Origin of the sequence: Rhodococcus sp. 06-462-5, assembly GCF_002258315.1 — a bacterium.
Taxonomy (GTDB): Bacteria; Actinomycetota; Actinomycetes; order Mycobacteriales; family Mycobacteriaceae; genus Rhodococcoides.
On the sequence record NZ_NOYD01000046.1, the window covers coordinates 115171 to 140623 of the forward strand.

A 25453-nucleotide genomic window follows, 5' to 3' on the forward strand; every position below is an offset into this window, starting at 1 on the left:
GATCACGGTGGGCGGAAACTCGAACGACCTGGGTCACACAGCTACGACGTGCGCACTACCAGCGCGAAGGGTCCGATGTCGGTGACGGTGAAGCGTGGATCCTCGAACAACGACTCCGGGAAGGTGACGGTGTAGCGGCGCACATTCGGGTCGTTCGGGTAGACGTCCTCGGCCAGGCGCAGGGTGTAGCCGTCGGCTCCGCGGCGGAACAGGAACGCGTCCGGTGCACGCCACTGGCTGGTGTTCAGCGCGTCGACCAACTGATCGGGAGTCTCGAGTTCGGTCCACTGCTCGATGGCCTCGGCTCGTTGATCGAACTGTGCCAGCGGGTTGGCGTAGTGCGAGGTCAATCCCTGAAATCCGAAGTACGGGTAGTAGCTGAGGAACGAGGTGTCCGCGGTCAGTACGACGGTCTCGTCGCGCGGACGCTGCGTCTGCTCGGTCAAGGCGGCGTCGACTTCGCGGTAGTACGAGACCGCGCTCGGCGGACGCATGTCGGCGCGGTTGCCGTCACCGTCGGTGTCGGAGTACGCGACGGTGATCTCGGTCTGCAGTACCTGGGGGATGTTCTGCGCGTAGGTCATGGCACCGATGGCCGCCACGACGACGGCCGCGATGCGGAACTTGGGTGGCTCGTTGATGGCCTGGTAGATCGCGTGACTGCCTTCGAGGAAGCCGAAAACGCCTGCGCTGCCGAGCAATACGATCAGCACCGCTTCGAGGCGGAACGAGAGCAGGGTGGTGCCCGCGGCAGTGGCGGCCATGGAGAGCAGCGTCCACAGATAGATGGAGACGACGCCGACGCCGAGTGCCTGCGCCCGGCGTGAGGACGAGAACCGCACCGCGACCCACACCGTGCCGATGAGGCACAGCACGCCCATCAGGGAGAACTCGAACATCGGGAAGGGAAGCGTCGCACCGGCTTCGGGCAGGTAATGCAACGCTGTGCCGGATGTGGACGGTGCGCCGCGCAGGAAGTCGATCAGATACGGCAGCCACACGGTTGCGGCGATGAGGCCCGAGATCGCGGCGATCGAGGCGACCTTGATCGCGATGGGAACCAGCACGTTCCAGGACTTTCGCTCGCGATAGGCGAGGACGGCTGCGAACAGCGCCATGAGTACGACGGTGAAAGCAGCCAAACCGAGATACAGGGTGTAGAACGTTGCGGCCAGACCGAGGAAGAGTCCGGTGCCGATCACCGCTCCCCACCCGCCTGATGCACTTCGGTGCAGCGCACCCCACGCGAGGACGAGTGCCGGAGCGAAGAGCATCACGATCACGGCGCTGTACGCCTCGGGGGAGGCATGGGCGACGACGAGTGCGGTGGTGACGGCGCTGACGGCGACGGCCCAGTCGGCACGGATCAGCGCCTTCCACAGCACGAACGACACGACGGCGGTGACGGCGAGCAGCCCGATTGCGTAGGGCTTGAACACTTCCCAGCCGTCCATGCCCAGGATGTTGCCGACTCGTCCGCCGAGCCAGAACCAGCCTGCGGGGTAGAACGGCGGGATGTCGGCATAGGTCATGTCGCGCAACGACGCCGAATCCGTCAGTCGCGTCAGGTATTCGGTACGAAACTCCTGGTCGACGGAGATGCCGAACAGATACAGCTTGGTTGCAGCCAGCGGCATCCCGAGGGTGACGGTGACGAATCCGCTCAGCCCGATCCATGCCGCGAGCCGAGCGACCCACGGCCACTTGTGAATCCGGTACAGGTAGATCGATGCGGCGAACAGCGCTGCCGCAACCACCTGGCCGAGCGTCGTGATGGCGCGGGTGACGTTGGACGAGTTGAACGCAGGCCACTGAACCAGTGAGAAGGCGTACAACCCGACCGTCGCCACCACGACTGCGACGAGCACACCGGCAGCGATCTCGCCGACGGCAGAGGCGGTTCTGCGAGCCGGTGCAACCCCGATTGTCATCGAAATCAGATGGGCAGCTTGCGGAAGATCGGCCGCGGTACGTGCCGCAGCACCATCATCACCAGACGCCACGGAGCGGGAGTCCAGATGAGCGGGGTGCCCTTGCGCGACGCGTTCACCGCGAGCTTGGCGATGACCTCCTTGTCGACGGTCATCGGGGCTTCCTTGACGTGCGCGCTGAACTTGGTGCGCACCATGCCCGGGCGAACGACGGTAACCCGAGGTCCGAACTCGCGCAACGCTTCTCCGAGCCCGAGGTAGAACCCGTCGAGGCCGGCCTTGGTGGAGCCGTAGACGAAGTTGGAGCGACGTACCCGCTCGCCTGCCACCGAGGACATGACGATGATGCGGCCGTAGGCCTGCGCCTTCATCTTCTCGCCCAGCAGCACGCCGACCGAGACGGAGGCGGTGTAGTTGATGTTCGCGGCGAGGACGGCCTTGCGCTGGTCCTGCCAGAGCTGCTCGGCATCGAAGTCGACGGCGAAGGCCACGATGGCGACGTCGACGTCACCCTTGGCCCATGCCGCGTCGATCACCTTGGGATGCGAGGCGGTGTCGAGTGCATCGAAGTCGATGACGTCGACGGACTTCGCGCCCTTGGCGTTCAATTGTGCGACGGCGCTCTCGCGAAGCGGATCGTTCGGCAGCGCAGCGAGGATGACACGTGCCGGTGACTTCGACAGGTACTCCTCGGTGATCGCGAGACCGATCTCGCTGGTGCCACCCAGAACCAGAATCGTCTGGGGGTTACCGACGGCATCTATCGTCACAGCAGTTCCAACCTTCTTGCCATATCGGAGGCGAAAACGCCTGTGGGGTCGACGGATCGGCGAACCTTGATCCATTCGTCGATTCGCGGGTACATCGAGTGGAACGTCTCGGCGGTGGTCCGCGAGTCCTTCGCGGTGTAGAGACGACCACCGAATTCGAGAACGCGCTTGTCGAGCTCGCGCACGAATTCGTTGAGACCCGGCTTGATGGGGAAGTCGACGCAGATGTTCCAACCGGGAATCGGAAAGCTCAGTGGCGCTTTGTTGCCCGGCCCGAACAGCTTGAACACGTTGAGGAACGAGTAGTGACCCGACCGCTGGATGTCGACGATGATCTTCTTGAACTCGTCGACGGCCTCCGGCGGCACCACGAACTGGTACTGGAGGAAGCCCTTGGAGCCGTAGGCGCGGTTCCATTCACCGAACATGTCCAGCGGGTGATAGAACGCCGTCAGGGACTGAACCTTGTTCCGGTAGTTGCCGGCCTTGCGGTACCAGACCTCGCCGACGGCGGAGAACGTGTACTTGTTCGCCAGACCGTTCGGGAAGATGTCCGGGAACGTCACGAGCGGCTTCGCGTTGAACCGCAGCGGATCCTTCTGCAACTTCTCCGGCAGCTGGTCGAGCCGGGCCAACGATCCACGGGAGAGGGCTGCGCGGCCGAGCTTGGGCGGCGGCGCAACCGCGTCGAACCATGCGCTCGAGTAGTCGTAGTTGTTCTCGCTGCCATCGCTGTGCAGCGCGATGGTTTCGTCGAGGGTGCTGGTGACGTCGCCGTCGGCGATGAAGTAGGCCGTTTCCGTCGGCGTCATCTCGATGGTCGCGCGCAGGATGATGCCGGTGAGGCCGTTGCCCCCGACCGTCGCCCAGAAGAGTTTGGCGTTCTTGCCCGACGGCGTCAGGTGGCGGATCTGTCCGTCTGCGGTCAGCAGTTCCATCGAGCGGACGTGGTTGCCGAAGCTACCCGCGCTGTGATGGTTCTTGCCGTGGATGTCCGTGCCGATCGCCCCACCGATGGTGACCTGGCGCGTACCCGGCAGCACCGGTACCCACAGACCGAACGGCAGCGCGGCGCGCATCAGCTGATCGAGGTTGACGCCACCGTCGACATCGACGATGCGAGTGGACGCGTCGATGCTGTGAATGCCGTTCAGCGCATTCATGTCGATGACCAGGCCGCCGGAGTTCTGCGCGTTGTCACCGTAGGAGCGGCCGAGGCCGCGGGCGATGACGCCGCGTCGGAGATAGGCCGGCTTGGAGTCGTTCTGCTCGGCGACCTGCTTGACCGCGTTCGCGATGAGCTCGGGGTCGGAGGTCGAGAGCACCTCTCCAGTGGAGGGCGCAGTGCGGCCCCAACCGGTGAGTGTGCGGGTCTGCGTGGGTAGCGGCGCAGTGTTCCCGGCCTGTGGTTCCAGGGGGAAGAGTGCGTCGTCGGCTGTCGTGGACATCGCTCAAGAGGGTACCCGCACTGCAGCAGCGGCTAGTGTCAGTCCTCGTGTCCACCCCCGACCGCTCCGCAGAAGAAGGCTCGACGGACGACGACTGGTCGCCCGAGGACGAAGAGTTGCAGCATCACGTCCCGCTACCCGTCGAGCTGCCGCTGACCGAGAACATCGCCGACGCAGCCCTCGATCTCAAGACGCAGGTGCTGCGTTTCCTGGCGACGGGTGTGCTGTCGGCGATCGTCGACCAGGGCGTCAACCTGATCCTGCATTTCGTGTTCGGCGTCGGTGTGACCCTGGCCAAGGCCATCGGCTTCGTTCTCGGAACGACGACGGCCTACCTGATCAACCGGCGCTGGACGTTCAACGCAGCTCCGTCACGGGCCAGGTTCTTCGCCGTAGTCGCGCTGTACGGCGTCACCTTCGCCGTCCAGGTGGGCATCTACACCTGGCTCTACCAGGCTCTTCCCGACGGCTTCTGGTACGCCAACGTGGCCTTCGTCATCGCGCAGGGCACGGCGACGGTCATCAACTTCCTCGTTCAGCGATTCGTGATCTTCAAGATTCGCTGAGTTCCCGGGCTCGCCCCCGGCGGTTCGCAGACGCGGGTTCGCCCCCGGGGGTTCGCGAACGCGCGCGCACTTGCCAGACGCGTGCATTCTCGCGCGCGGTCACGGACGATTCTCCGCGCGCCTGACGAACGCGCGCGCGTTTGCCCGATCTGGCGTCGCCGCCTCGTCCCGCCGCTCACGACAAGCCCGGCAGGTCTCCGCGTTCGAGGGCTTGGGCGAGGGTGGGGGCGGCTGTGTCCTTGTCGGAGAGTTCGTAGGTCAACGGCGATCCGTCGCGGGCGGTGGTGGGCCAGTCGATGCCCAGGGCCGGGTCGAGGGGGTTGATGTCGCGGTCCAGCGCCGGGGTGTACTCCAGTGAGCACAGGTACATGACGGTCGAGTTGTCCTCCAACGACAAGATCGCGTGCCCGAGGCCTTCGGAGAGGAACACCGCTTTGCGGTCGATGTCGTCGATCAGCACCGAATCCCACTGCCCGAAGGTCGGTGACCCGACGCGGAGGTCGACGATCACGTCGAGGAAGGCTCCGCGGGCGCAGGTGACGTATTTGGCTTGCCCGGGCGGGTTGGTGGTGAAGTGGATCCCGCGCAGCACGCCTGCGGCGGAGACCGAGCAGTTCGCCTGCAGCAGGTCCAACGACCGCCCGGTGGATTCCTCGAAGAGGCTGGCTTTGAACCATTCGAAGAACACACCGCGATCGTCACCGAACTGGCGTGGGGTGTACTCGTAGGCACCGGCAATGCTCAACTCACGAAAGGTCATCGGTTCCCTCGGTCGATCAGATCCAGCAGGTAGCGGCCGTACCCGGACTTGACGAGCTTGTCCGCGCGGGCGCGCAGTTCGTCGTCGGTGATGAATCCGCGTCGCCACGCCACCTCTTCGGGGGACCCGATTTTCAGACCCTGGCGTTGTTCGATCGTGCGCACGTAGTTCGAGGCGTCGAGGAGGGAGTCGAAGGTGCCGGTGTCGAGCCAGGCGGTACCGCGCGGGAGGACTTCGACCTGCAGGCGGCCGGCATCGAGGTAGTGACGGTTGACGTCGGTGATCTCGTATTCCCCGCGCGCGGAGGGCTGCAGGTCGCGGGCGATGGCGATGACGTCGTTGTCGTAGAAGTACAGGCCGGGGACGGCGTAGTTCGATTTCGGGGCGGCGGGCTTCTCTTCGAGGGAGATGGCTTTGCGGTTGGCATCGAATTCGATGACGCCGTAGGCGGTGGGGTCGGAGACCTCGTAGGCGAAGACGGCTCCGCCGTCGATGGTGTCGAAGCGGGACAGTTGGGTGCCCAGGCCGGGGCCGTAGAAGATGTTGTCGCCCAACACCAATGCTGCGGAGTCGGTGCCGATGTGCTCGGCACCCAACACGAATGCCTGGGCGAGGCCGTTCGGCTCGTGTTGGACCTTGTAGGTCAGGGAGATGCCGAATTGGGAGCCATCACCGAGCAGGCGGGTGAACTGGTCGGCGTCCTGGGGGGTGGTGATGATGAGGATCTCGCGGATCCCGGCCAGGATCAGTGTCGAGAGCGGGTAGTAGATCATCGGTTTGTCGTAGACCGGGACCAGCTGCTTGCTGACGCCCATCGTGATCGGATGAAGACGCGAGCCCGTGCCGCCCGCCAGAATGATTCCCCGCATGACCGCGAAGTCTTCCAGACCCTCCGATCACCCGCTCGATTGTGTCGTCACTCACTCCCAGGGGATTCGATACGGATGGGAGCCGATGTCGGATTCGGCGATCGGCGTCGGCCAGTGTTCCGGCCACTCGACTCGCGGGTCGGCTTTGAGTTCCTCGACTTCCGGTGGCACCGGGTCCGCGTCCACCTCGATGCGTTCCCAGCTGCATTCACCCGACGCGACCCGGCCTGCATAGTGGATCAGGTCGGCCGACGCCCGCGGTGACGACGCCAGGCGAGCCAGCAATTCTGCGGTGACTCGGTGGGTCGCTGTTGTCTTCAGATCGGTGTCGAGGGCCCGCGCACGCGCGGCTTCGAGCTCACCGCAGGATGCCATCAGACGGTCGTACGCGTCGCGGACGTGCGGAGGCAGAAACTCGATCATGCATCCCGCCATGGTTCGTCGCCGGTGCCGACGGAGAAGTCCTCGTCCGGAGTCTCGAGTACCGGTCGGATATCCGCCGTTTTGCCTGCTTCGACTGCCTGCTTGCCGTAGTCGAGGAAGTCGTTAAGGGGGCGCAACGTGTCGTCGATCTTCTTGCCCACCTGGCCTTCGGGATCGCCGATCGCGTCGAGGAACGCGCCGAAGTCGTCGACCACCTGCTCGATCTGCGCGATGAGTTCCTTGGTCAGATCCATTGCGGTCCAGCATATTTCGATGATGCTCTCGACCTGCCAGGCTGTGCCCACCACCGGTACCTTCTTGATCACGACCTTCAATGCACCGCGGGCGTTGTCGACCTCGACCTCCGATTCCAGAAGCTCGACGATCTTGCGGACCACTGCCGATGCGGCCTCGCGAAGCTGGTCGGATATCACCGCACATACCGCGGATATGGTTCGTCCGGCGGGCCCTTCCCATCGCATTGCGGCCAGTTGTCGGTCGGCATAGTCGGCGAATGCCTGTGCGGCAGCGCCGTTCCAGTAGTTGTCGACGCGGCGCACTCCTGCCGAGAAGGACTCTGCGGCAGCTTCCATGGCGTCGCCTGCAATCTGGTACGCCTGGCCGATTCTCCTGATTTCGTTCCAGTTGCCGGTGATCGGAATGGTCGCCTCGTTCAGGGGGCTCCACCCGGAGAGCTCGAAGATCGTTCGATCGATCTCTCCGAGCCAGCCGGCCGCTTCGTTGACTACCTCGCGGAGATCGTCGACGGCGGGATTCGTTGGTGGGTAGTCGATCCCGTGTGGCCGGCCGTAGTCGGCTGCCCCGTCGAATTCATCCACGTGCCCAACGGCGGCACGATCCGAACTGCCACGATCGAAGCCCGGAATCAGGGGTCCGCTTGTGTGAGCGTTGAGCAGGTCGTAGTTTCGCTGATCCTGATCGGCATACAGCCACGCCGCCTTGTTGAGTTCGGCACCTATTTCCCCGCAATTTGCAGACAGGTGAACCTGCCGAGAGCGTGTCATCTCCTGGAAGCGAGCGAGATACGGCTGGAGTCGCTGCAGGATCTGCCCAACCACGTTCTCGCTGAGACCAGCATTGTCGAGCAGATAGCGACGGCTGGCCAGTGTTTCGACGCTGATGCGATCGAGAAGATTGCCGAGACCGGCTATTTCCGAGGAATTAGCATAAAGAGGTTCGGTCATTGCACTGGACTCTTTCGAAGAGTGGAGATAAGGCTGTCGACGTCCTCGTCGTTCAGCGCATTCTCGACGTCCCGGTCGGCCAGAACCACGAAGACCGCCACCTCTGTTGTGGCGAAACCGGTTGTGGTCACTACGTCAAATGTTGCGCTGGGAGGTGGGCAATCAGGCGTATCGGGTATGTCTTCGACCGAGGCTGAGTAACGGACGGCTGGCTCACCGTCCACTTCCAAGTACTGAGGGTCGCTGATCCGAACAGTAGGTGTTTCGGATCCGTCTCTGTTGGTGAAGATCATCGAGGCCTTTTGCACCTCTTGAAACGCGAGCACCGTCAAGTCTCCGACGCGTCGACCGGTCATCCCTGTGATTGCCGAGGTCTGAAATTCGCCACCTTCGCAGTCGAAGCGCCCGTGCAGCCCCAGAGCGCCGTACGTAGCGGTCGACCCGTCCTCACCGGTCCACTCCGTAAACGCGTCGTACTGGTTCTCCCAGTCCGCCGGTATCTCGTAGGTCCAGCCGAATTTGGTTGCGATGGGCTGCGGTTGCCCCTCGGGCACCTCGATTTTCGGTGGCGGTCGGTTCATCGACGGAAATCCGGGCGGCAGAGGTGGCGGGGCCGTCGTCGAGCCCGTGGGTTCCGGCGACACCGGCGGAAGAGCCTGTACCCCCTCGTACGGTTCCGGCACCTCCGGTGCCAGCTGCGGGATTGCCCACATGATCCCGAACAGCAGCGTCACCGATGCCGCGAGACGAACAAGAATCTTCCCCAGACCCATCTGATCACCACTCCCCCCGAAGTCGAACAGAAGCTAGCACGCGTGGCAGACAAGATCGGCCCGCACGAGCATCCCCCGGTAAAGTGCCGGTACATGAGAATTCTCGTCACGGGTGGGGCCGGGTTCATCGGCGCGAACTTCGTACATCAGACCCTCGCGCAGCGTCCCGACTCCCAGGTCACCGTGCTCGACAAGCTCACCTACGCCGGCAACAAGGCCTCCCTCGACCCCGTCGCCGATCGGATCGACTTCGTCCACGGAGACATCGCCGACGCCGATCTCGTCGACCGCCTCGTTCGCGAAACGGACCTGGTTGTGCACTTCGCCGCCGAATCCCACAACGACAACTCGTTGACCGATCCGTGGCCGTTCGTGCACACCAACGTCATCGGCACCACCACCTTGCTCAACGCGGTCCGCGAACACGACGTCCGCTACCACCACATCTCCACCGACGAGGTCTACGGCGATCTCGAACTCGACGACCCGGCGCGGTTCACCGAATCGACCCCGTACAACCCGTCGAGCCCGTACTCGTCCACCAAGGCCTCGAGCGATCTGCTGGTGCGCGCCTGGACCCGCTCGTTCGGCGTTCGCTCCACCATTTCCAACTGCTCGAACAATTACGGTCCCTACCAGCACGTGGAGAAGTTCATCCCGCGTCAGATCACCAACATCCTCAGCGGCTCCCGGCCCAAGCTCTACGGGGCAGGGCAGAACGTGCGCGACTGGATCCACGTCGACGACCACAACAGCGCCGTCTGGGCCATCATCGACGGCGGCCGCATCGGCGAGACCTACCTCATCGGAGCCGACGGCGAAGCGAACAACCGCACCGTCCTCGAAGCCATTCTCGAAGAGACCGGCAACGCACCCGACGCCTTCGATTTCGTCACCGACCGCCCCGGCCACGACCTGCGCTACGCCATCGACTCGACCAAGCTCCGCACCGAATTGGGTTGGACACCAACCTATATCGACTTTCGCGCCGGCCTGAAGGCGACCGTCGACTGGTACCGCGACAACGAGCAGTGGTGGCGACCGCAGAAGGACGCCACCGAGGCCGTCTACGCAGCGAAAGAGTCCGTACTGCCCTGACCGATATGTGAGGCGCGCTCACGCGGGTTCGACACGGTGATGCATACTGCGAGGCGAACACAAGCAAGCCAGTCGCAATGGGGGAAGCCGGTCGAAATCCGGCGCTGACCCGCAACGGTGGGCCACCGACGAAGGTGGCGAGCCCGATTACCCAGCGGCTGGTGTGCGACACACCTATTCGTCGTGGTCTACGAATCGGCAGTCCTGCGCGTGGCCGCTTCGTGCTGCGCACCCGACTCTCATTTCGTGGCTCTGAGCTCCAGCGAGGTTCTCATGTCACGCTCCGCCCCCATCGCCGTTCTCGCCGCGGCCGTCCTGTTCGCGGGCTGCTCCCGCGGTGATGCCCCTGCCGATGCTGCCCCGACAGCGCCGTTCGATCAACCCGTCGAGGTGACGAACTGCGACATCGTGCAGCGGTTCGACGCCCCACCTCAGCGCATTGTTTCGATGAACGACCACGTCACGGAGGTCCTCATCGAGATGGGCGTGGCGGATCGGATCGTCGGGATGGGTTATCGCAATGCCGTTCCGACGCCGGAGACGGCCGACGAGTTCGCGTCGATAGACGGCCTCGCCGACGAGTATCCGACCAAGGAGCAGATCCTCGACCTGGACCCGGATCTCGTCGTAGGCGGAATGCGGAGCGCGTTCGACGACAAGGAAGGTCGCTCGCGCGTGTCGTTCGCCGAACTCGACATCCCGACGTTCCTGTTCTCCGAATATTGCGGCGCAGGTCTCGCGGATATCGGGATGTTGGAGACGGATTACGCCCAACTGGGCGACCTCCTGGGCGTGGCCGACGCTGCGCGGGAAGTCACCGACGGTGTGGTCAGCGGGCTCGACGAGATCGACGATGCGCTCGCCGGCGTCGCCCCCACGCCCACGTTCTTCTACGACTCGGGCGAGAGCGAGCCCACCACGATCGGAGGCGTTGGCGTCGGGCAACTCATCGCCGATCACGCCGGAGCCGAGAACATCTTCGTAGAGGGAGACCGGCCGTACCTGGGTACGACGTGGGAACTCGTCGGCGAACGGGCCCCGGAGGCCATCGTGGTCCTCGACTACGGCGACACGTCCGCCGAGGGCAAGATCGACTTCTTGAAGAGCCAGCCGATCATGGCGACGACGCCTGCCGTGCAGCAAGACGCATTCGTCATCGTTCCGCTCGACGACTTCTTCCAGAGTCCGCGGCTCGTCGGAAGCGCCGATACCATCGCGCGCTCGCTGCATCCTGATCGCTTCTGATGAGCGCAGTGCTGGACAAGCCTGCCATCTCCGCCACTCAGGGCACACGATCGTCGCGTACCGGCTTCGGCTTGATCCTCCTCGTTTCGGCGGCAGCGTTGCTGGCGTCCATTGCAGCGGCCGTGTCGTTCGGGTCGGTGCGAATCCCCATGGGCGACGTGTGGGCCATCGTCGCGCACCGGCTCGCCCCAGGCGTGTTCGAGTCGTGGTGGACCGAGGCGCGTGCAGCGATCGTCGTCGATTCGCGGCTTCCGCGGTCGTTGACCGCCGCGGTGGTCGGTGCGTCCCTCGCACTCGCCGGCGGTGTTGCACAGGCGGTCACGCGAAACCCGCTGGCCGATCCGTACCTGCTCGGCGTGTCCTCGGGTGCCGGTTTCGGTGTGGTGATGGTGATGACGCTCGGCATCGGCGCGGGTGCACTCGGCGCGTTCACCGTGCCTGCGGCCGCGTTCGTCGGTGCGCTGATCCCGCTGTTCCTGGCGCTCGCGATCGGCGGTCGATACCCACACTCGACGGCGATCGTTCTCGTCGGTGTCGCAGTGGGCAGCGTCTTCACCGCTCTCATCACCTTGACGCTGCTCGTGTTCGCGGACGAGCGAAGTCTGAGCGGTGTATTGCATTGGCTCGCGGGTGGTTTCGGTGATGCCCGCTGGTCGACTCTCGTGTTCCCCGTGCTGGCGTTGGTCGGCGTGGGACTGCTCGTATCGATCAGCGCGCCCAGGATGGACCTGCTCAAAACAGGTGACGACGGTGCGGCCGCGCTGGGGATGAACGTACGCCGGTTCCGAATGATGCAACTGCTGGCCATCTCCTTGTTGGCGGGTGCAGCGGTATCGGTCAGTGGTGGAATCGGATTCGTCGGGCTACTGGTGCCGCATCTCGCCGGATACGTCGTCGGCTCCCGTGCTGTCAGGCTGCTGCCCGTGGCGGCGTTGTTCGGTGCGATAGCCCTCGTCGGTGCCGACACGCTCGCGCGCTCGATCACGCAGAGCACCGAGGTCCCGGTGGGAGTGATCACCGCGCTCGTCGGCGCACCGATCTTCGTGTTCATGCTGTATCGCCGCTACGCACGGGAGATCTGATGCGGCTGTCCGTGCGTGAGTTGTCCACGCGACTCGGGTCGCGAGAGGTGCTGCGCAGCGTTGACTTCGACGTTGCTGCCGGTGAGGTGCTCGGTCTCGTCGGGCCGAACGGGTCCGGGAAGACGACAGCACTGCGGTGTTGCTATCGAGCTCTGACTCCCTCTGCCGGAACGGTTCTCGTCGACGGTGCCGATGTGCACACCATGAAGCGATCGGAGCTGTCGCGGACGATCGGCGTCGGAACCCAGGAGCCGCAGGCATCGGTGGGTCTGACCGTCCGGGAATCCGTAGCGCTCGGCCGCGTGCCACATCGCGGTTGGTTCGACCGCCCCACCTCGTCCGACGACGACATCGTCACCGCGTGTATGGACCGCGTCGATCTTCTCGCGTTGGAGAATCGCGACGTCGGGTCGCTCTCCGGCGGCGAGCGGCAGCGGGTGTCCATCGCGCGCGCCCTGGCGCAACAGCCGCAGATCCTGCTGCTGGACGAGCCGACCAACCATCTCGATCTGCGGCAGCAGTTGATCGTGATGAATGCGGTTCGCGACCTGGCCGCAGACGGGCTGGCCATCGTCGTGACCGTGCACGATCTGCGGCTGGCTGTGGAGTACTGCCACAGTCTCGCCGTGCTCGACGGCGGGGCCGTGGTGGCGTCGGGACCGACCACCGATGTTCTCGACGATCGGTTGCTCGCCGACGTGTTCGGTATTCGCGCGACCGTCCGGACGGGACCGCAGCCCACCATCGACATTCACGGGTTGGCATGAACGTCTACGCGCTTGCAGCGCAGCGAGTTCCGAGTCTGCAGCAGTACATCGACGGGCCGTTCGATCTCTGTGCGACGGTCATGCTCGACGGCGAGTGGTTGCGGGCGCGGGTCGACGACACCGGCCGCCGGTGGCAGTGCACCGATGCGCGAGTCGACGGAACACTGTGGTGGTATTCGGCCAGCTCGACGATCGCGTTCGTTGCCGTCGCCGCGGCGATGGTGACGGGTGAGGCAGCAGATCCACGGCTGGACGGTGCGCGTTGCTTCCTGCGGCCGGACGGATATCTGGGCGGAACGGTATCGGACAGAGTTCTCGAGGTCTCGGCTCTGCCTGAGGCACTGACCGAGACGTTCACCGGCATCGTCGACGCGTTGGCGGCGGCGTCGGGGGCGCGCAGGCAAGCGCTGTGGGCAATCGCGTCGGATTCGATCGCCAATCGAAGCTTGGATGTGGCTGTGGCCCTCGGTGATCAGACACTCGGCAGCGACTTCGCAGCGTGGCTGATCGGGGAGATGGCCGCGACGCTTCCGAAGCCGCGCTTCGTCGACGTCGGTGGACGACGTTTCACGCAGCGCTGCTCCTGCTGCCTGCTCTACGAGACGGGTGGAGCGGACAAGTGCACCAGCTGTCCACGTCGATCGCCGTCGGACAGGTTGCGGGGTCTGGAGGCCGCCGCGCGATACTAGCTGCTGCGCGACATTCGGTGGCGCAGCAGCAGATACACCGCGCGACGCATGAACGAGGTCATCAGCGCCTTGGCGTTGCCGATGCGAACGTCGCTGTCGGACAACAGGGTCGGGTCGCTGGCCTGCAGTGAGCGGTGGAAGTCAGCGGCCTGACGTGCCTGCTGTGTTGCCAGTTCCACGCTCCACTGCCCGGAGTTGATGCGGAACGACGCCAATGGCTCTGGGATGGCCACGATATCGCCGCGAAGTGCGACAGCGATGAAGGTGGCCTGGTCGATCAGGTAGGGATGGCTGTTGTCCCACAGTCCGATGTCGCGGAGCTCCGCGAGCTTCATCATGACGCCGCCGGGTTCGCCGAAGATGTTGGCGCCGGCTCGAACTGCGGTTCGGGCGGCAACTCGGCCCGAGACCGTTCCGTGCAGTCCGCCGAGCCCGCGGGCGGCGATGACGGTCTTGCCGTAGGCGTCGATCAGCGTCCGCTGCGAGGCGACCAGAACGGCGGACGGGTTGTCGTCGAATGCCTGTACCTGGATGGCCAACGCGGTGGGCGCGATGGTGTCGTCGCCGCAGACGAGTTTGATCAATTCTCCCGTGGCCTCTTCGGTCACGCGATTCCAGTTGGCCTGCGCGCCGCCACCGGTCGGGGTGGTCATGAGGCGAATCCGTGGGTCGTCGAACTTCTGCGCGACGGCGAGGGTGTCGTCGGTCGACGAATGATCGGCGATGACCAGTTCGAAGTCGGTGAACGTCTGGGCGAGGATCGAATCGATGGTCTCTGCGAGGTATTCGGCGTTGTTGTATGCCGGGACGACGACGGATACACGGGGTGTCATGGTGTGGGAGCCTGGCTCTTTCTGCGGAACGAGAAGTCGCGGTAGCCGAAGAAGCTGACGACTGCCATCACTGCTGTGACGACCAATTGTGAAGGGATGGGCGGGAAGTGGAAGACGGACACTGCGATCGTCATCAGGGAGATGTTGGCGACGAACGCGCCGAAGTTCACGACGAAGAACCGGAGCAGATCGCGTAGGAAGTGACCCCGCACGCGGAACACCAGGTAGCGGTACATCGCGAACGCGCACAGCACATTGCAGAGGTAGCCGAGCACGATCGCGGCGTGGTATCCGTACTGCTCACCGATCAGCAACTGCCACAGGATGAACCACGCGGTACCCAATGCGGTGTTGACGCCACCGACGAGCAGGAACGCGATCTTCTGATTCTTGACGATGCGCATCAGCGGCCCCGGTGCGCCGTTCATACCGGCCGGGGGAGCAGGGGTCTGTGGTTCGGTCATCGACCGACCCCCAATGCCTGACGCGTCGCGAACAGGGTGGAGGCGATGCCTGCGGGCAACGTTCGGTGCGTTCGGCGATCGATCTGCGGCCAGACCGTCGAACGCAGCCGCAGATCGCGACCTTGGAACACCGCGAGCGGGGACGCCGCCAGCACCACGTTCGGTCGGCGGCGGAACACCGTCCGGCATGCTCCGAGTATCGAGCCGATGGTGACGGCCTCACCGGAGGCGAAGATCTTGATCGTCGGCGAGAGTCGTTGCGTGGCCGACATGGCGAGGGTGTCGGCGACCATCTCGGCCGCGTCGGACACGTAGAGGTAGTCGCGCAACGTGTCCATCGGCACGTAGATGGAGACGGGGGAGGCCATGAGGTATCCGCGGCACAGGTGCGAGATGAGGCCCTGCGGTTTCGCGAGGTTCTGCCCCGGCCCGTAGAGGTTCGCGAACCGACCGATGACCACGTTGATGCCGGTGTGTTCACCGAACTCGGTCGCGATGGCCTCGGACTGCAGCTTCGCGAAGCCGTAGTCGCCCAACGGAACCGGGGTCGTTCCTTCGTGATGCGGGGCTCCGGTCGCGCCGGCATAGACGCCACCGGCGGACGAGGCGAGGAACACGGTTCCGGTGCCCGCGCGGTCGGCGGCGACAGCTTCGATGCGCGCCAGGACGGTGCGGATCAGACCGTTCTCTTCGGCGAATTGTGCTGCGCTGGTTCCGTTCACGCCCGCGCCCGCGGCCCAGATCACGTTCCACGTACCGATGGCGAAGGAATCGAAGAACTCCGAGCAGCGCTGCAGCAGTGCCTGTTCAGCGGACTCTCTGTCCGACCACGGGATGGTGCTGGTGTGCACCCGATGGCCGCGACGCTCGGCCTCGCGGGTCACCGCTGCGCCGAGTAGTCCGCCGCTACCGACGATCCACGTGTGCGTCGCGGTCACGCCGGCGGCGAAGGTTCGGTCGATGGCGCAGTGCGTCCGAGCGGCCCGTTTCCCGGATCGGTGACGATCAGGTACGGCGGCTTGCCCATGGCGGTCTTGACGTTGACGCCCACGTACTCGGCCACCACACCGAGGGAGAACAGAGTTGCTCCGAAGCCGAACAACAGAATGACCATCGTCGATGCCCAGCCTCGCACCTCGGCACCGGAATCGAAGACGAAGTACGACACCAGTACGTAGGCCACCAGAATCAGGCCGAGTACCGCGAAGGCGATGCCGATGAAGCTGACCAGCCGCAGACCCTTGGTGCCGCTCGAGAGCACCATCCGCCAGAAGTGCGAGAGCAAGGTACGCAGTCGGTAGCCCGATCGGCGGTCCACCTCTTCGCGCAGCGCCACCGGGCTGGTCGTGACGTCGCCTGCTATCCATCCGAGTGCGATGTCCAGGTACGCCTCGGAGCCGGCGTAGGCGGCGACGGAGCGGCCGACCTCACCGAGCACCAGGCGGTAGCTCTGATAGTCGACGGTGTTGTCCCCGGCAAGGGCTTTGGCGATCAACCATTTCGCGCCGCGAGAGGCGGTGTTGCGCCACAGTCCGTGCGGTGCGACGTTGGTCGGTTTGGCGTAGACGACGGTGGACTGCTGGTCGAGGGCGGTGTCGAGCATTCCGCCGATGGCCGCCGGGTCGTGCTGGCCGTCCTCGTCCATCGTGACGATCCATTCGCCGCCGCTCGACGCCATGCCGGCGAGGGTGGCGGGGTGCTGACCGAAATTGCGACTCAGCCACACCCCACGAACGAACGTGTGCGCAGCGGTCAGCCGCCTGATCACCGCGGCGGAGTCGTCGGGTCCGTGATCGAAGACGAGCAGAACTTCCTCGACGATCATCGGACGCCCGACGGGGGTGTGAGTCACCTGCGTCAACGGAAGGATCTCGTCCATCAGCGCACTGAGCGTCCGTTCACCCTGGTAGACCGGCACCACGATGGAAATGCGGTGCGGATCAGCAGCAGAATCGTCGGACATCACGAGGGCCTACCCTATCCGTTCCCGCTGTCACCATCGAACTCCGGCGCGGCAGGGCTTCTGCGTCGCCGCACATCGAGTACCACCAGACCGACCAGCAGCAGCACCCCGCCTGCCATCGCGGCCAGTCCGAGACGTTCGCCGGGCGGCCTGAAGGTGATGTGCAGGTCCGCGTTCTCGGTGCCGGGCGGCAGGTCGACGTAGAGGAAGATGTCGGCCAACCCCTTCGTCTGCAGCTCTTCACCGTTCAGGGTCGCGGTGTAGCCGGGCCAGGCCAGACGCGAGAACACGACGCTGCCGCCGTTCGGAGCGCTGACGTCGACGTGTTCCGAGTCCGCATCGGACGATCGAGGTTCTGCTGTGGCGTTCACGGTCGCGACGACGCGTCCCGTCGACGCGGGAATCAACCCGTCGACGCGTTCGAGGACGTAGATCTGGCGAGCGGACTCGGGCGTGGGAGCGGTCACCCACCTCCAGCCTGCGGGCGCGGGCCGGGAGTCGGCGAGTGGATACTGGTTCTTCTGCAGCACGATTCGATCGAGTTGCATCAGGTCGGCGTAGGTCTTGCCGGTGTACGGCTCGATCTCGAACACGCGCCGGAAGGCGTCCTTGCAGGTCGATCCCTCGTGCTCGAAGCACAGGAGATTGGCGAAGTCGAGGTAGCCGACGGGGGTGTAGGCGTTGGCGTAGTCCAGGCCCATGATCTTGGCGGAGTTGCCGTACACCTGGGAGTGCCAGGGCAGCTGCGGGTCGTCGGGTCCGTCGGCTTCGGTCTCGGTGAGTGCGCGACTGCCGAGTTGCAGGGTTGCGCCCTGCCACTGCGGAAATTCGGCCTTGGCCTCGGACTGTGACGCCGGCAGCCACCACTTGGCGAACGGCGGGTCGTAGGTGGCCACCTGGTACATCGCGACCGGTGCGATGGTCACGAGTAGCAGCGCCGCCGTCGCTCGGGTGGAGAAGCGGTGGGCCAGCAGCAGAGCCAGTGCTCCGACCAGCAGGATCACCAGCGCAGCGAGGGCGTGGCGGCCGAAGAACTCCGGTCCCGACGAGCCGGCGCGCAGCAGCAGCACCAGGGTCAACAGGCCGGCCGCGAGCAGCCGTGGCCGCAGTCGGTCGAGAGTTCCGTACCGGCTGATCAGGGTGACCACGAGAATCAGCGCGACGAGGGCGACGAACGGCAGAATGCGGGCGGGCCAGCGGATCGGTCCGATGTCGCTGGGGCCTGCGGTGAAGATCAGGGCGAACGCCAGCATGATCAGCGGGGCTGCCAGCTCGCGCAGAGCCGCGGGTACCCGACGCCAGGCGATGAAGGCCAGCGCGGGCACCACGAACCAGGCGATGTAGGTGACCGGCGATTCGGTGGTCTCGCCCGCCCAGGATTCGATGCTCGTCACGGCGGTCGGGATGCTCGCGGTCAGCGATTCCGACCACGGTGCCGTCAGGAAGTTGTCGTTGAACGTGCCTTCGTCGCCGCTACGCCAGGTGACTGCGGAGGTGAGGACACCGGGCAGGAACGTGACGGCCCCGCAGGCCGCGGCAGCGATGCCCACCGCGCACACCTTCAGCGCCGGACGCCACAGTCGCTGGAACAGTCGTTCGCCGATCGCGACGGATCCGATCATCACTCCGGCCATCACCGCGGCGTGGACGTATCCCACGCTGATGGCGAGGTAGAGGAAGACGAACGGCACGATCGGGCCGCTGCGGCCGCGGGCGTAGGACACCGAGCTCGCCCACGCGTTCATGATCCACGCGGTGCCCATCAGCGCGGTCACCCACGAGGTGTTCTCGAAGAACAGCGTGAAGCCGACGAACGGTGCGCTCGCACCCGCCACCGCAGCCCAGTTCGCCCGCGCCCCGTAGGCGAGAGCGACACGAAAAACACCCCAGGCCAACAGAATCGAGAAGCCGAGTTTGACGACCGTGGCCAGCAGCACCAGGTTGTCGATCGACGGCGAGATGTAGTTGATCGCCATCTGCACGGGATTCCACAGGCCGCCCTGGCCCTCGACCGGGTAATTGCCTGCCATCCACTGATCGAGCACCAGCGAGGGGAAATGCCCGTCGCGCATGATGCGTCCGAGCTGGAGCCAGTTGGGTACGGCCCCCGATTCGGTGTCGTCGATGTAGAAGAAGCGGGGATCGACGCTGAGCACCAGGAGATAACCGAGGACGACGACTGCAGCGACCGCTGCTCCCCACGCGAGGCGCTCTCTCCTGCTGTCGGGCAGGGCGGCGCGCGCGATCTGTGTATCCGTGGGGGTCAAGGGTCAACTCCGTGAGTTCGGGCAAAGACACTCGACTGTATCTCTCGAGGTGTCCGGGAACCGAAACGTCGACGCGTGTGACCCGCAGGTGTTGGTGGGAAACAAACTATTGCGAGTGACCACTCTCTAAGTTAGATTGGCCTGACACTATGACGGAGGTCACATTGAACTCGAACATTTCTTTCGACGTCGTCATCACCGGCGGCACCGTCTACGACGGGTCCGGCGGTCCCGGAGTTCGAGCCGATGTGGGCATCGTCGACGGTGTGGTGCGGGCCGTGTCCTCCGCGCCGCTCGAGGCGGGCCCGGCGACCGAGGTGGTCGACGCCACCGGCAAGTGGGTCACGCCGGGCTTCGTGGACGTCCATACCCATTACGACGCAGAGGTGCTCGTCGGTCCGGGCCTCGAAGAGTCCGTCCGGCACGGGGTCACGACGGTTCTGCTGGGGAACTGTTCGTTGTCGACGCTCTACTCCACTCCGGTCGACATCGCGGATCTTTTCAGTCGGGTCGAGGCGTTGCCGCGAGATCATGTGCTCAAAGCCGTCGATACGCACAAGACGTGGACCACGCCCGACGAATACATCGCTGCGCTCGAGCGCCTGCCTCTCGGTCCCAATATCGCTGCTCTGGTTGGACATTCGGATCTTCGGGCGCACGTGATGGGATTGGATCGATCGACCGATCGCAGTCAGAGGCCCACCCGCGAGGAGTGGCGCGCCATGTCGGACGCGCTTGAGCAGGCACTGGACGCCGGACTGCTCGGAATGTCGACCATGACCAATCCGTGGGACAAGCTGGACGGCGATCGGTACCGGTCTCGGTCGTTGCCGTCTTCGTACGCACGGTGGAGCGAATTCCGTGCGCTGCACAAGATCTTGCGTCGACGCGGCCGTCTGCTGCAGAGCATTCCGAACCTGAACACCAAGTACGACATGCTGTTCTTCCTCGCCTCGGCCACCGGCATCGGCCGCATTCCACTCAAGATCTCGCTGCTCGCCGCGGCGGATGCGAAGGCGTCGCCCTGGATTCATCGCGTCTTCGGCCCGCTCGCTCGCATGGTCAACGGGCCGGGCAAGGGCCAGTTCCGTTGGCAGCACCTGCCCACCACGTTCGACGTCTACTCCGACGGCATCGACCTGGTGGTGTTCGAGGAGTTCGGCTCGGGCCGAGCCGCTCTTCATCTACGAGAAGAATTGGGACGCAACGAGTTGCTCTCGGACGAGGCGTACCGCCGTTGGTTCCGCGCCGATTTCGAGAAGAAGTTCAGCTCACGCGTCTGGCATCGAGACTTCGCCGACGCCCAGATCACCGAGTGCCCCGACGCGTCGGTCGTCGGCAAGAACGTCGCCGAGGTCGCCGCCGAACGAGGTGTGCACGTGGTGGACGCGTTCCTCGATCTGGTGGTCGAACACGGCCGGAAGCTGCGCTGGCACACGACGGTCGCGAATCATCGCAAGCGTCAGATGGACAAGCTGATCAACCAGCCCGGGGTCACCGTGGGTTTCTCCGACGCCGGCGCGCATCTGCGCAACATGGCGTTCTACAACTTCGGCATCCGGTTGCTGCACCGCGTGCACGACGCGCGTCACGATCGCCGACCGTTCATGACGGTGGAGAAGGCAGTGCACAAGCTCAGCGGCGAGCCGGCCGATTTCTACGGCGTCGACGCCGGACACGTGCGGGTGGGTGATCGTGCCGACATCGTGGTAATCGATCCGGAAGGGCTGGACGAGGAGGTTCTGGCCTACCGGGAGGAGACCATGCCGGAGTTCGGTGGTCTGAGCCGGATGGTCAACCGCAACGATCGCGCTGTCGCCGCCACCCTGGTCGCGGGCCGAGTGGTGTTCTCCGGCGGCGTCTTCGCTCCGTGGTTCGGGGTGTCGGAGCGGGCCGGTAGCTTCCTGCGGGCAGGCACTCCAACCGCTCCGCGTCGCCGGGAGCGTGTGTGAGCCCGAGTCAACAACAGCGTCGAACCGAGACGATCGGAAAACTGCTCGACGCGACGATCGCGTCGTTGTGCGAGAAGGGCTATGCCGCAACCAGTGTCAGCGAGATCGTCAGCCGCGCAGGGGTGTCGTCCGGTGCCATGTTCCGGCATTTCGACACCAGGCTCGACCTGATCGTCGCCGCGGCCGACGAGGTTCGCCGCCGCCAGTTCGTCGAGTTCCGTCATGGACTGTCCGGTTTCGGTAGCGCGTCGATCGAACACTGCCTCGAATTGCTCAGGGCTGCCTGCCGCGCCCCGATCAACGGTGCGTGGTACGAGCTACTGACCGCCGCCCGCAGTCACGATGAGCTGCGAGAAAGGCTGCAGCCCTTCACCGTTCGCTATCACGAGCAGATCGCCGAACTCGCTCGTACGCTACCGGTCGCAGGTGTGCTGGATCCACGGCATCTGGAGACGGTGATCTTCAGCGTGGTGCATCTACTCGACGGCGAGGCGTTGGCCGCCGTGGTGCATCCGCAACCCGAGCAGGAGGCCATGCGGCTGAAAATGATTGCGCACCTGTTGCGCGGTGGCACTCTGCACGCCCTGAGCGACGCAGGATGAGCAACTGGACTGTCTGCACGCCCGGCGCAGAACTTCCCGTCGTCGAGTACGGGAATCCGGAGGCGCGCTCGACGGTGCTGCTGGTGCACGGCTATCCCGACAACCGTCACGTGTTCGATCCGCTGATCGCCGAACTCGGCGATCAGGTTCGAGTGATCACGTACGACACGCGAGGCAGCGGAGCGTCCGTGCTCGAGCCCGCAGCGGACGTGTCCATCGAACAACTGGCGCGCGACGCCTTTGCGGTGGTGGAGTCGATTCCTGGGCTCACCGGGAAGGTGCACGTCTTCGCTCACGATTGGGGGTCGGTCCAGATGTGGGAGGCGATGGCCTCGCCTCGCGCATCCACCGGGTTCGCGTCGTACACGTCGGTGTCCGGCCCGAGCCTGGACCACCTGCGGCAGGTGGCGCGGGCGCGGTTGGTGCGACCGCAGCGTTGGCCGTCGCTGCTCGGCCAGTTGGCGCGGTCCTGGTACGTCTTCGGGTTCCACGTGCCCGTGCTGGGCACCCGGGTTCCGGGATTGCTGGCGCGCCTGAATGCCGAGGGCGAGCCGACCCCGACGGTGGCCGACCAGCAGCGCGGCATCGCCCTGTACCGCGCCAACGTGCTGAGGCGTCTGCTCGGCGGACCTGCCCCGCAGTGCGCCGTCCCGACCACCGTGGTCGTCCCGACTCGCGACCGCATGCTCTCGCCGAATCTCACCGACGGTCTGGATCGATGGATCCCCGACCTGCGCGTCGTTCGGGTCGATACGGGCCACTGGTGGCCGTACACGCACCCGATCGACGCCGCTCGCGTGCTGATGGCGAGGGTGCGGGAAGCGGAGTAGACGGCGAGCGTCGGACGGATCGGTCGGGGGCTGTGCAACCATGGTCAGTGGTCTTCTTCTCTCCACGGCCGCACAGAGCCACTACTCGAACTGGATGGGGTACTTCTCGGTATGGACGGCACTGCTCTCGATCGTCTCGGCTCCGCGTCGAATTCGTCGGCTGTTGCCGGCGGTGACGGTGAGCCCGAACTGACAGTCCAGAGACTGCTGTTCGACGGTCCGTCGCCCCTGGTCAGTGCCGATATGTACAGCTCGGTCGGCAAGGGCAATGCCGAGCGCACCCGTACGGGCGTTCGGATCGCCAAGCGAAGCGTGGTGCACACCAACAGTTACTTCGGACGGTTCCCGGCCAGCTACTGGCAGCGGTGGACCACCGTCACCGAGGTGGTGTTCCGGGCGAGCGTCGCCGGTGCCGGCCGGATCGATCTGGTGGCCACCGATTACAAGGGCCACGAGCGCACGATGGCCAGTACAACGGTCGATTCCGCGAACGCGTCGACTCAGGTGGCTGTTCCCGTCGCCACGACGCAGTTCCTCGACGGCGGTGCGCTGTACGTCCGCTTCACCACGACCTCGAGTGAATTGTCGGTGCAGGACGCGGAATGGACCGTTGCCGCGCCGGAGAAGCTGCGTCCCACCTCGGTGGTGATCTGCACGTTCAACCGCGCCGACGACTGCGCCAACACCGTTGCCGCCATGGCCGACGATCCCATCGCTCTGCTCGGTGTCGACAACGTCTACGTCGTCGATCAGGGCACCGACCAGGTGCAGACACGCGAGAAGTTCCAGCGCGTCGCGGCCGAGCTCGGCAGCAAGCTCGTCTACATCACTCAGCCCAACCTCGGCGGCGCAGGTGGATTCACGCGCGGGCTCTACGAGGTGCAGGGCAAGGGCGGCGATCCGGCCAACGTGATCTTCATGGACGACGACGTGCTGTGCGAGCCCGAGGCGATCGTCCGGATGAACTCGTTCGCCAACATGACCGTCGAGCCGGCGATCATCGGCGCCCAGATGCTGTACCTGTTGCACCCCGATCGCGTGCACGTCGGTGCCGAGGTGGCGAACCTGCAGAAGCTCGAAGCCGGAGTGCACGTCAAGAACGCGATCTCGGACAAGAGTGCGTTCAAGCGCAAGCGGCAGCAGGACGTCCGCGTCGACGCCGGCTACAACGGTTGGTGGTCGTGCCTCATCCCGTCCGAGATCGTCGGGCAGGTCGGCTATCCGCTGCCGCTGTTCTTCCAGTGGGACGACATCGAGTACGGATACCGTTCACGCGCAAACGGATTCGCCACCGTGACGCTTCCGGGCGCAGCGGTGTGGCATGCCGACTTCGCGTGGAAGGACTGGGACGAGTGGCACCGCTACTTCAACCTGCGCAACGGCATGATCACCGCAGCTCTGCACATCGAACTCGACGGGCGCGCGCTCGCCAAGCAGCTGTTCACCGATCTGCTGCGGTACCTGGTGTCGATGCAGTACGGCATGGCGTACACGCTGATCAAGGCCGTCGAGGACTTTCTGGCCGGGCCGGAATATTTGCTCGACGGCGGAATGGACGCAGCCGGTTCCATCAGACGTGAGCGCGCTGCTTACGGAGAAACCAAGCGCCACAACGCAAACGACGTTCCCGGGGTGCGTCCGGCCGACATGTTCATCACCCCCGCCGGTCCACATCCGAAGAAGAGCATGGAATTCGCGGTCCTGGCCAAGCGCGTGCTCAATCAGTGGCGTGGCACCGTGAATCCTGGCCCGGTCGCCATCTCGGCCGACGACGCACACTGGTGGCATGTATCGCTCTTCTCCCACGCGATCGTCACCGATCGCTCGCAGGAAGGCGTCCGAGTTCGCAAGCGCAACAAGGCGCATGCGACCGAACTGCTCAAGCGCGGCGTGACCGCACTCAAGCGTCTGCGCACCGAGACGCCCACCGTCGCCGCGTCGTACCGCGCCGCCGTGCCGCAGCTGACGAGCCGAGAGAACTGGGCTCGCCTGTACGGGCAGTAGCTATTTCGCGCGGACCTTCGGGGCCGTGCGAATGCGTACGACGACCTGTTCGTTGTCGGCGGTGTAGCCCAGGTAATCGAACTCGGTGCCGGTGCGTGCGACGAATTCCGTCCACGCCCGGTACTCGTGGTTGCGCCAGCCGGGGAAGTTGAAGTACTCGTCGAACACGATGACCGTGCCGACGGCGAGTCGATCGGCGACCAGATCCAGCACGGTCACCGTCGATGAGTACAGGTCTGCATCCAGGTGCAGGAACGCCAACTTCTCGTGGTGACCCTTCAGAAAGCCCGGCAGAGAATCCTCGAACAATCCGGGGACGATCTGCGCGCCCGGCACCTCGGGAATGTTCTCCTGCTCGAACAGCCCCTTCGGGAATCCGGTGCGCCAGGTCTCGGGTAGGCCGGAGAAGACGTCGAATCCGGCGACGACGGTGATGTCCTTACGCGAGCTCAATTCCTCGGCGATGATCTCGAGCGTCGTCCCGCTGGCGACGCCGAACTCGAGGGCCATGCCGCGAACCGAGACCTCGCCGAGGGCGAATCGCAGTGTCGCGTGCGGCCCCAGAAACGTCGGTGTCAGCGGCATCATCTCTTCGGCGAATTCGGCGCTCTGCGCGGCCGCCTCCACCTCGGAGGCGTAGAAGAGATCGCGGCGCGTGCGATGTTCGAGCCCGCGCACGAACGTGTGCAGGTCCGCGATCTCGCGACGTTGCCGCTCGACCACCTCGAGCAATTTCGCCTGCTGATCGCTGGTCTGCTCGGCCAGCTGTGCGGTCTGCTGAGCCAGAACCTCGCCGATCGCTCGTTGAAGCTTTTCCCGTGCCGACGACTTGATGCGATCAGCGAGCTTCCGAGGTTCCGTCATGGGCACACGGTAGCGGTATCACGTGGGTGCGCGCACCCCATGGCGGCA

24 protein-coding genes and 1 riboswitch are annotated in these 25453 nt (G+C 65.0%); of the genes, 10 read left to right on the forward strand and 14 right to left on the reverse strand.

Annotation, left to right across the window (positions count from 1 at the left end; translation table 11 throughout):
• Positions 1-41: 41 nt before the first annotated feature.
• From CH251_RS20445 to CH251_RS20455, 3 genes are read right to left on the reverse strand one after another with little or no spacing between them, the layout of a single operon-like run.
• Positions 42-1931 (reverse strand): galactan 5-O-arabinofuranosyltransferase, encoded by a 1890-nt coding sequence (locus CH251_RS20445; protein WP_094614777.1) that lies wholly within the window; start codon positions 1929-1931, stop codon positions 42-44.
• 5 nt (positions 1932-1936) lie between these two features.
• Complete coding sequence (locus tag CH251_RS20450) at positions 1937-2701, reverse strand: decaprenylphospho-beta-D-erythro-pentofuranosid-2-ulose 2-reductase (RefSeq protein ID WP_037187221.1); 765 nt, start codon at positions 2699-2701, stop codon at positions 1937-1939.
• Entirely contained in the window at positions 2698-4149 is a 1452-nt protein-coding gene (locus CH251_RS20455; protein ID WP_094614778.1) for an FAD-binding oxidoreductase, read from the reverse strand. Before CH251_RS20455 ends, CH251_RS20450 begins: the two co-directional genes overlap by 4 nt.
• Positions 4150-4196: 47 nt before the next feature.
• On the opposite strand from CH251_RS20455, the gene CH251_RS20460 reads away from it, so the two are divergent.
• Entirely contained in the window at positions 4197-4715 is a 519-nt protein-coding gene (locus CH251_RS20460; RefSeq protein WP_094614929.1) for a GtrA family protein, read from the forward strand.
• A gap of 175 nt (positions 4716-4890) precedes the next feature.
• Here CH251_RS20460 and CH251_RS20465 read toward each other — a convergent pair whose 3' ends face one another.
• The 5 genes from CH251_RS20465 to CH251_RS20485 are packed head-to-tail and all read right to left on the reverse strand — an operon-like array spanning position 4891 to position 8526.
• Complete coding sequence (locus CH251_RS20465) at positions 4891-5475, reverse strand: dTDP-4-dehydrorhamnose 3,5-epimerase family protein (protein ID WP_094614779.1); 585 nt, start codon at positions 5473-5475, stop codon at positions 4891-4893.
• Positions 5472-6344 carry a glucose-1-phosphate thymidylyltransferase RfbA gene (gene rfbA / locus CH251_RS20470; RefSeq protein WP_094614780.1) on the reverse strand — a complete coding sequence of 291 codons (873 nt, stop codon included), beginning with the start codon at positions 6342-6344 and terminating at the stop codon, positions 5472-5474. Before rfbA ends, CH251_RS20465 begins: the two co-directional genes overlap by 4 nt.
• 51 nt (positions 6345-6395) lie before the next feature.
• Complete coding sequence (locus tag CH251_RS20475) at positions 6396-6767, reverse strand: hypothetical protein (RefSeq protein ID WP_256979202.1); 372 nt, start codon at positions 6765-6767, stop codon at positions 6396-6398.
• The gene (locus tag CH251_RS20480; RefSeq protein WP_094614781.1) at positions 6764-7972 is read right to left on the reverse strand and encodes a hypothetical protein; all 1209 of its coding nucleotides are present in this window, start codon (positions 7970-7972) and stop codon (positions 6764-6766) included. Before CH251_RS20480 ends, CH251_RS20475 begins: the two co-directional genes overlap by 4 nt.
• Positions 7969-8526 carry a hypothetical protein gene (locus tag CH251_RS20485; RefSeq protein ID WP_143544984.1) on the reverse strand — a complete coding sequence of 186 codons (558 nt, stop codon included), beginning with the start codon at positions 8524-8526 and terminating at the stop codon, positions 7969-7971. Before CH251_RS20485 ends, CH251_RS20480 begins: the two co-directional genes overlap by 4 nt.
• Positions 8527-8838: 312 nt before the next feature.
• Between CH251_RS20485 and rfbB the strand changes: the two genes are divergently transcribed.
• The 5 genes from rfbB (at position 8839) to CH251_RS20510 (ending at position 13626) form a co-directional block, all read left to right on the forward strand.
• The gene (rfbB, locus tag CH251_RS20490) at positions 8839-9843 is read left to right on the forward strand and encodes a dTDP-glucose 4,6-dehydratase (RefSeq protein WP_094614931.1); all 1005 of its coding nucleotides are present in this window, start codon (positions 8839-8841) and stop codon (positions 9841-9843) included.
• Positions 9844-9873: 30 nt separating this feature from the next.
• A riboswitch (cobalamin riboswitch) is annotated at positions 9874-10017 on the forward strand.
• A 99-nt stretch (positions 10018-10116) separates the two neighbouring features.
• Entirely contained in the window at positions 10117-11088 is a 972-nt protein-coding gene (locus CH251_RS20495; protein ID WP_094614932.1) for an ABC transporter substrate-binding protein, read from the forward strand.
• On the forward strand, positions 11088-12170 hold the full coding sequence (locus CH251_RS20500; protein ID WP_094614783.1) for an iron ABC transporter permease: 1083 nt from the start codon (positions 11088-11090) through the stop codon (positions 12168-12170). The genes CH251_RS20495 and CH251_RS20500 overlap by 1 nt, the downstream gene beginning before the upstream one ends.
• Positions 12167-12937: an ABC transporter ATP-binding protein gene (locus tag CH251_RS20505; RefSeq protein WP_256979214.1), complete on the forward strand. Its 771-nt coding sequence runs from the start codon at positions 12167-12169 to the stop codon at positions 12935-12937. Before CH251_RS20500 ends, CH251_RS20505 begins: the two co-directional genes overlap by 4 nt.
• Positions 12934-13626, forward strand: a complete 693-nt coding sequence (locus tag CH251_RS20510) for a hypothetical protein (protein ID WP_094614785.1) — start codon at positions 12934-12936, stop codon at positions 13624-13626. Before CH251_RS20505 ends, CH251_RS20510 begins: the two co-directional genes overlap by 4 nt.
• On the opposite strand, the gene CH251_RS20515 is transcribed toward CH251_RS20510, so the two are convergent.
• Genes CH251_RS20515 through CH251_RS20535 form a run of 5 tightly spaced genes read right to left on the reverse strand, consistent with a single transcriptional unit; the run spans position 13623 to position 19153 of the window.
• On the reverse strand, positions 13623-14459 hold the full coding sequence (locus tag CH251_RS20515; RefSeq protein ID WP_094614786.1) for a glycosyltransferase family A protein: 837 nt from the start codon (positions 14457-14459) through the stop codon (positions 13623-13625). The genes CH251_RS20510 and CH251_RS20515 overlap by 4 nt on opposite strands.
• Positions 14456-14923, reverse strand: a complete 468-nt coding sequence (locus tag CH251_RS20520; RefSeq protein ID WP_037187241.1) for a GtrA family protein — start codon at positions 14921-14923, stop codon at positions 14456-14458. The genes CH251_RS20515 and CH251_RS20520 overlap by 4 nt, the downstream gene beginning before the upstream one ends.
• Complete coding sequence (locus tag CH251_RS20525; protein ID WP_094614787.1) at positions 14920-15861, reverse strand: NAD(P)-dependent oxidoreductase; 942 nt, start codon at positions 15859-15861, stop codon at positions 14920-14922. The genes CH251_RS20520 and CH251_RS20525 overlap by 4 nt, the downstream gene beginning before the upstream one ends.
• A complete protein-coding gene (locus CH251_RS20530; RefSeq protein WP_179273499.1) occupies positions 15858-16886 on the reverse strand; it encodes a glycosyltransferase in 1029 nt (342 codons plus the stop codon). The genes CH251_RS20525 and CH251_RS20530 overlap by 4 nt, the downstream gene beginning before the upstream one ends.
• A 14-nt stretch (positions 16887-16900) precedes the next feature.
• A complete protein-coding gene (locus CH251_RS20535) occupies positions 16901-19153 on the reverse strand; it encodes a hypothetical protein (RefSeq protein WP_094614788.1) in 2253 nt (750 codons plus the stop codon).
• Between the two features lie 149 nt (positions 19154-19302).
• Between CH251_RS20535 and CH251_RS20540 the strand changes: the two genes are divergently transcribed.
• The 4 genes from CH251_RS20540 to CH251_RS20555 all read left to right on the forward strand — a co-directional run bounded on the left by CH251_RS20540 (position 19303) and on the right by CH251_RS20555 (position 24541).
• Positions 19303-21105: an amidohydrolase family protein gene (locus CH251_RS20540; protein ID WP_094614789.1), complete on the forward strand. Its 1803-nt coding sequence runs from the start codon at positions 19303-19305 to the stop codon at positions 21103-21105.
• Positions 21102-21707: a TetR/AcrR family transcriptional regulator gene (locus CH251_RS20545; RefSeq protein WP_094614790.1), complete on the forward strand. Its 606-nt coding sequence runs from the start codon at positions 21102-21104 to the stop codon at positions 21705-21707. Before CH251_RS20540 ends, CH251_RS20545 begins: the two co-directional genes overlap by 4 nt.
• Positions 21704-22537: an alpha/beta fold hydrolase gene (locus CH251_RS20550; RefSeq protein WP_094614791.1), complete on the forward strand. Its 834-nt coding sequence runs from the start codon at positions 21704-21706 to the stop codon at positions 22535-22537. The genes CH251_RS20545 and CH251_RS20550 overlap by 4 nt, the downstream gene beginning before the upstream one ends.
• A gap of 111 nt (positions 22538-22648) precedes the next feature.
• On the forward strand, positions 22649-24541 hold the full coding sequence (locus CH251_RS20555) for a glycosyltransferase (protein WP_094614792.1): 1893 nt from the start codon (positions 22649-22651) through the stop codon (positions 24539-24541).
• Here CH251_RS20555 and CH251_RS20560 read toward each other — a convergent pair whose 3' ends face one another.
• A complete protein-coding gene (locus CH251_RS20560; protein ID WP_094614793.1) occupies positions 24542-25405 on the reverse strand; it encodes a TylF/MycF/NovP-related O-methyltransferase in 864 nt (287 codons plus the stop codon).
• Between the last annotated feature and the right edge of the window lie 48 nt (positions 25406-25453).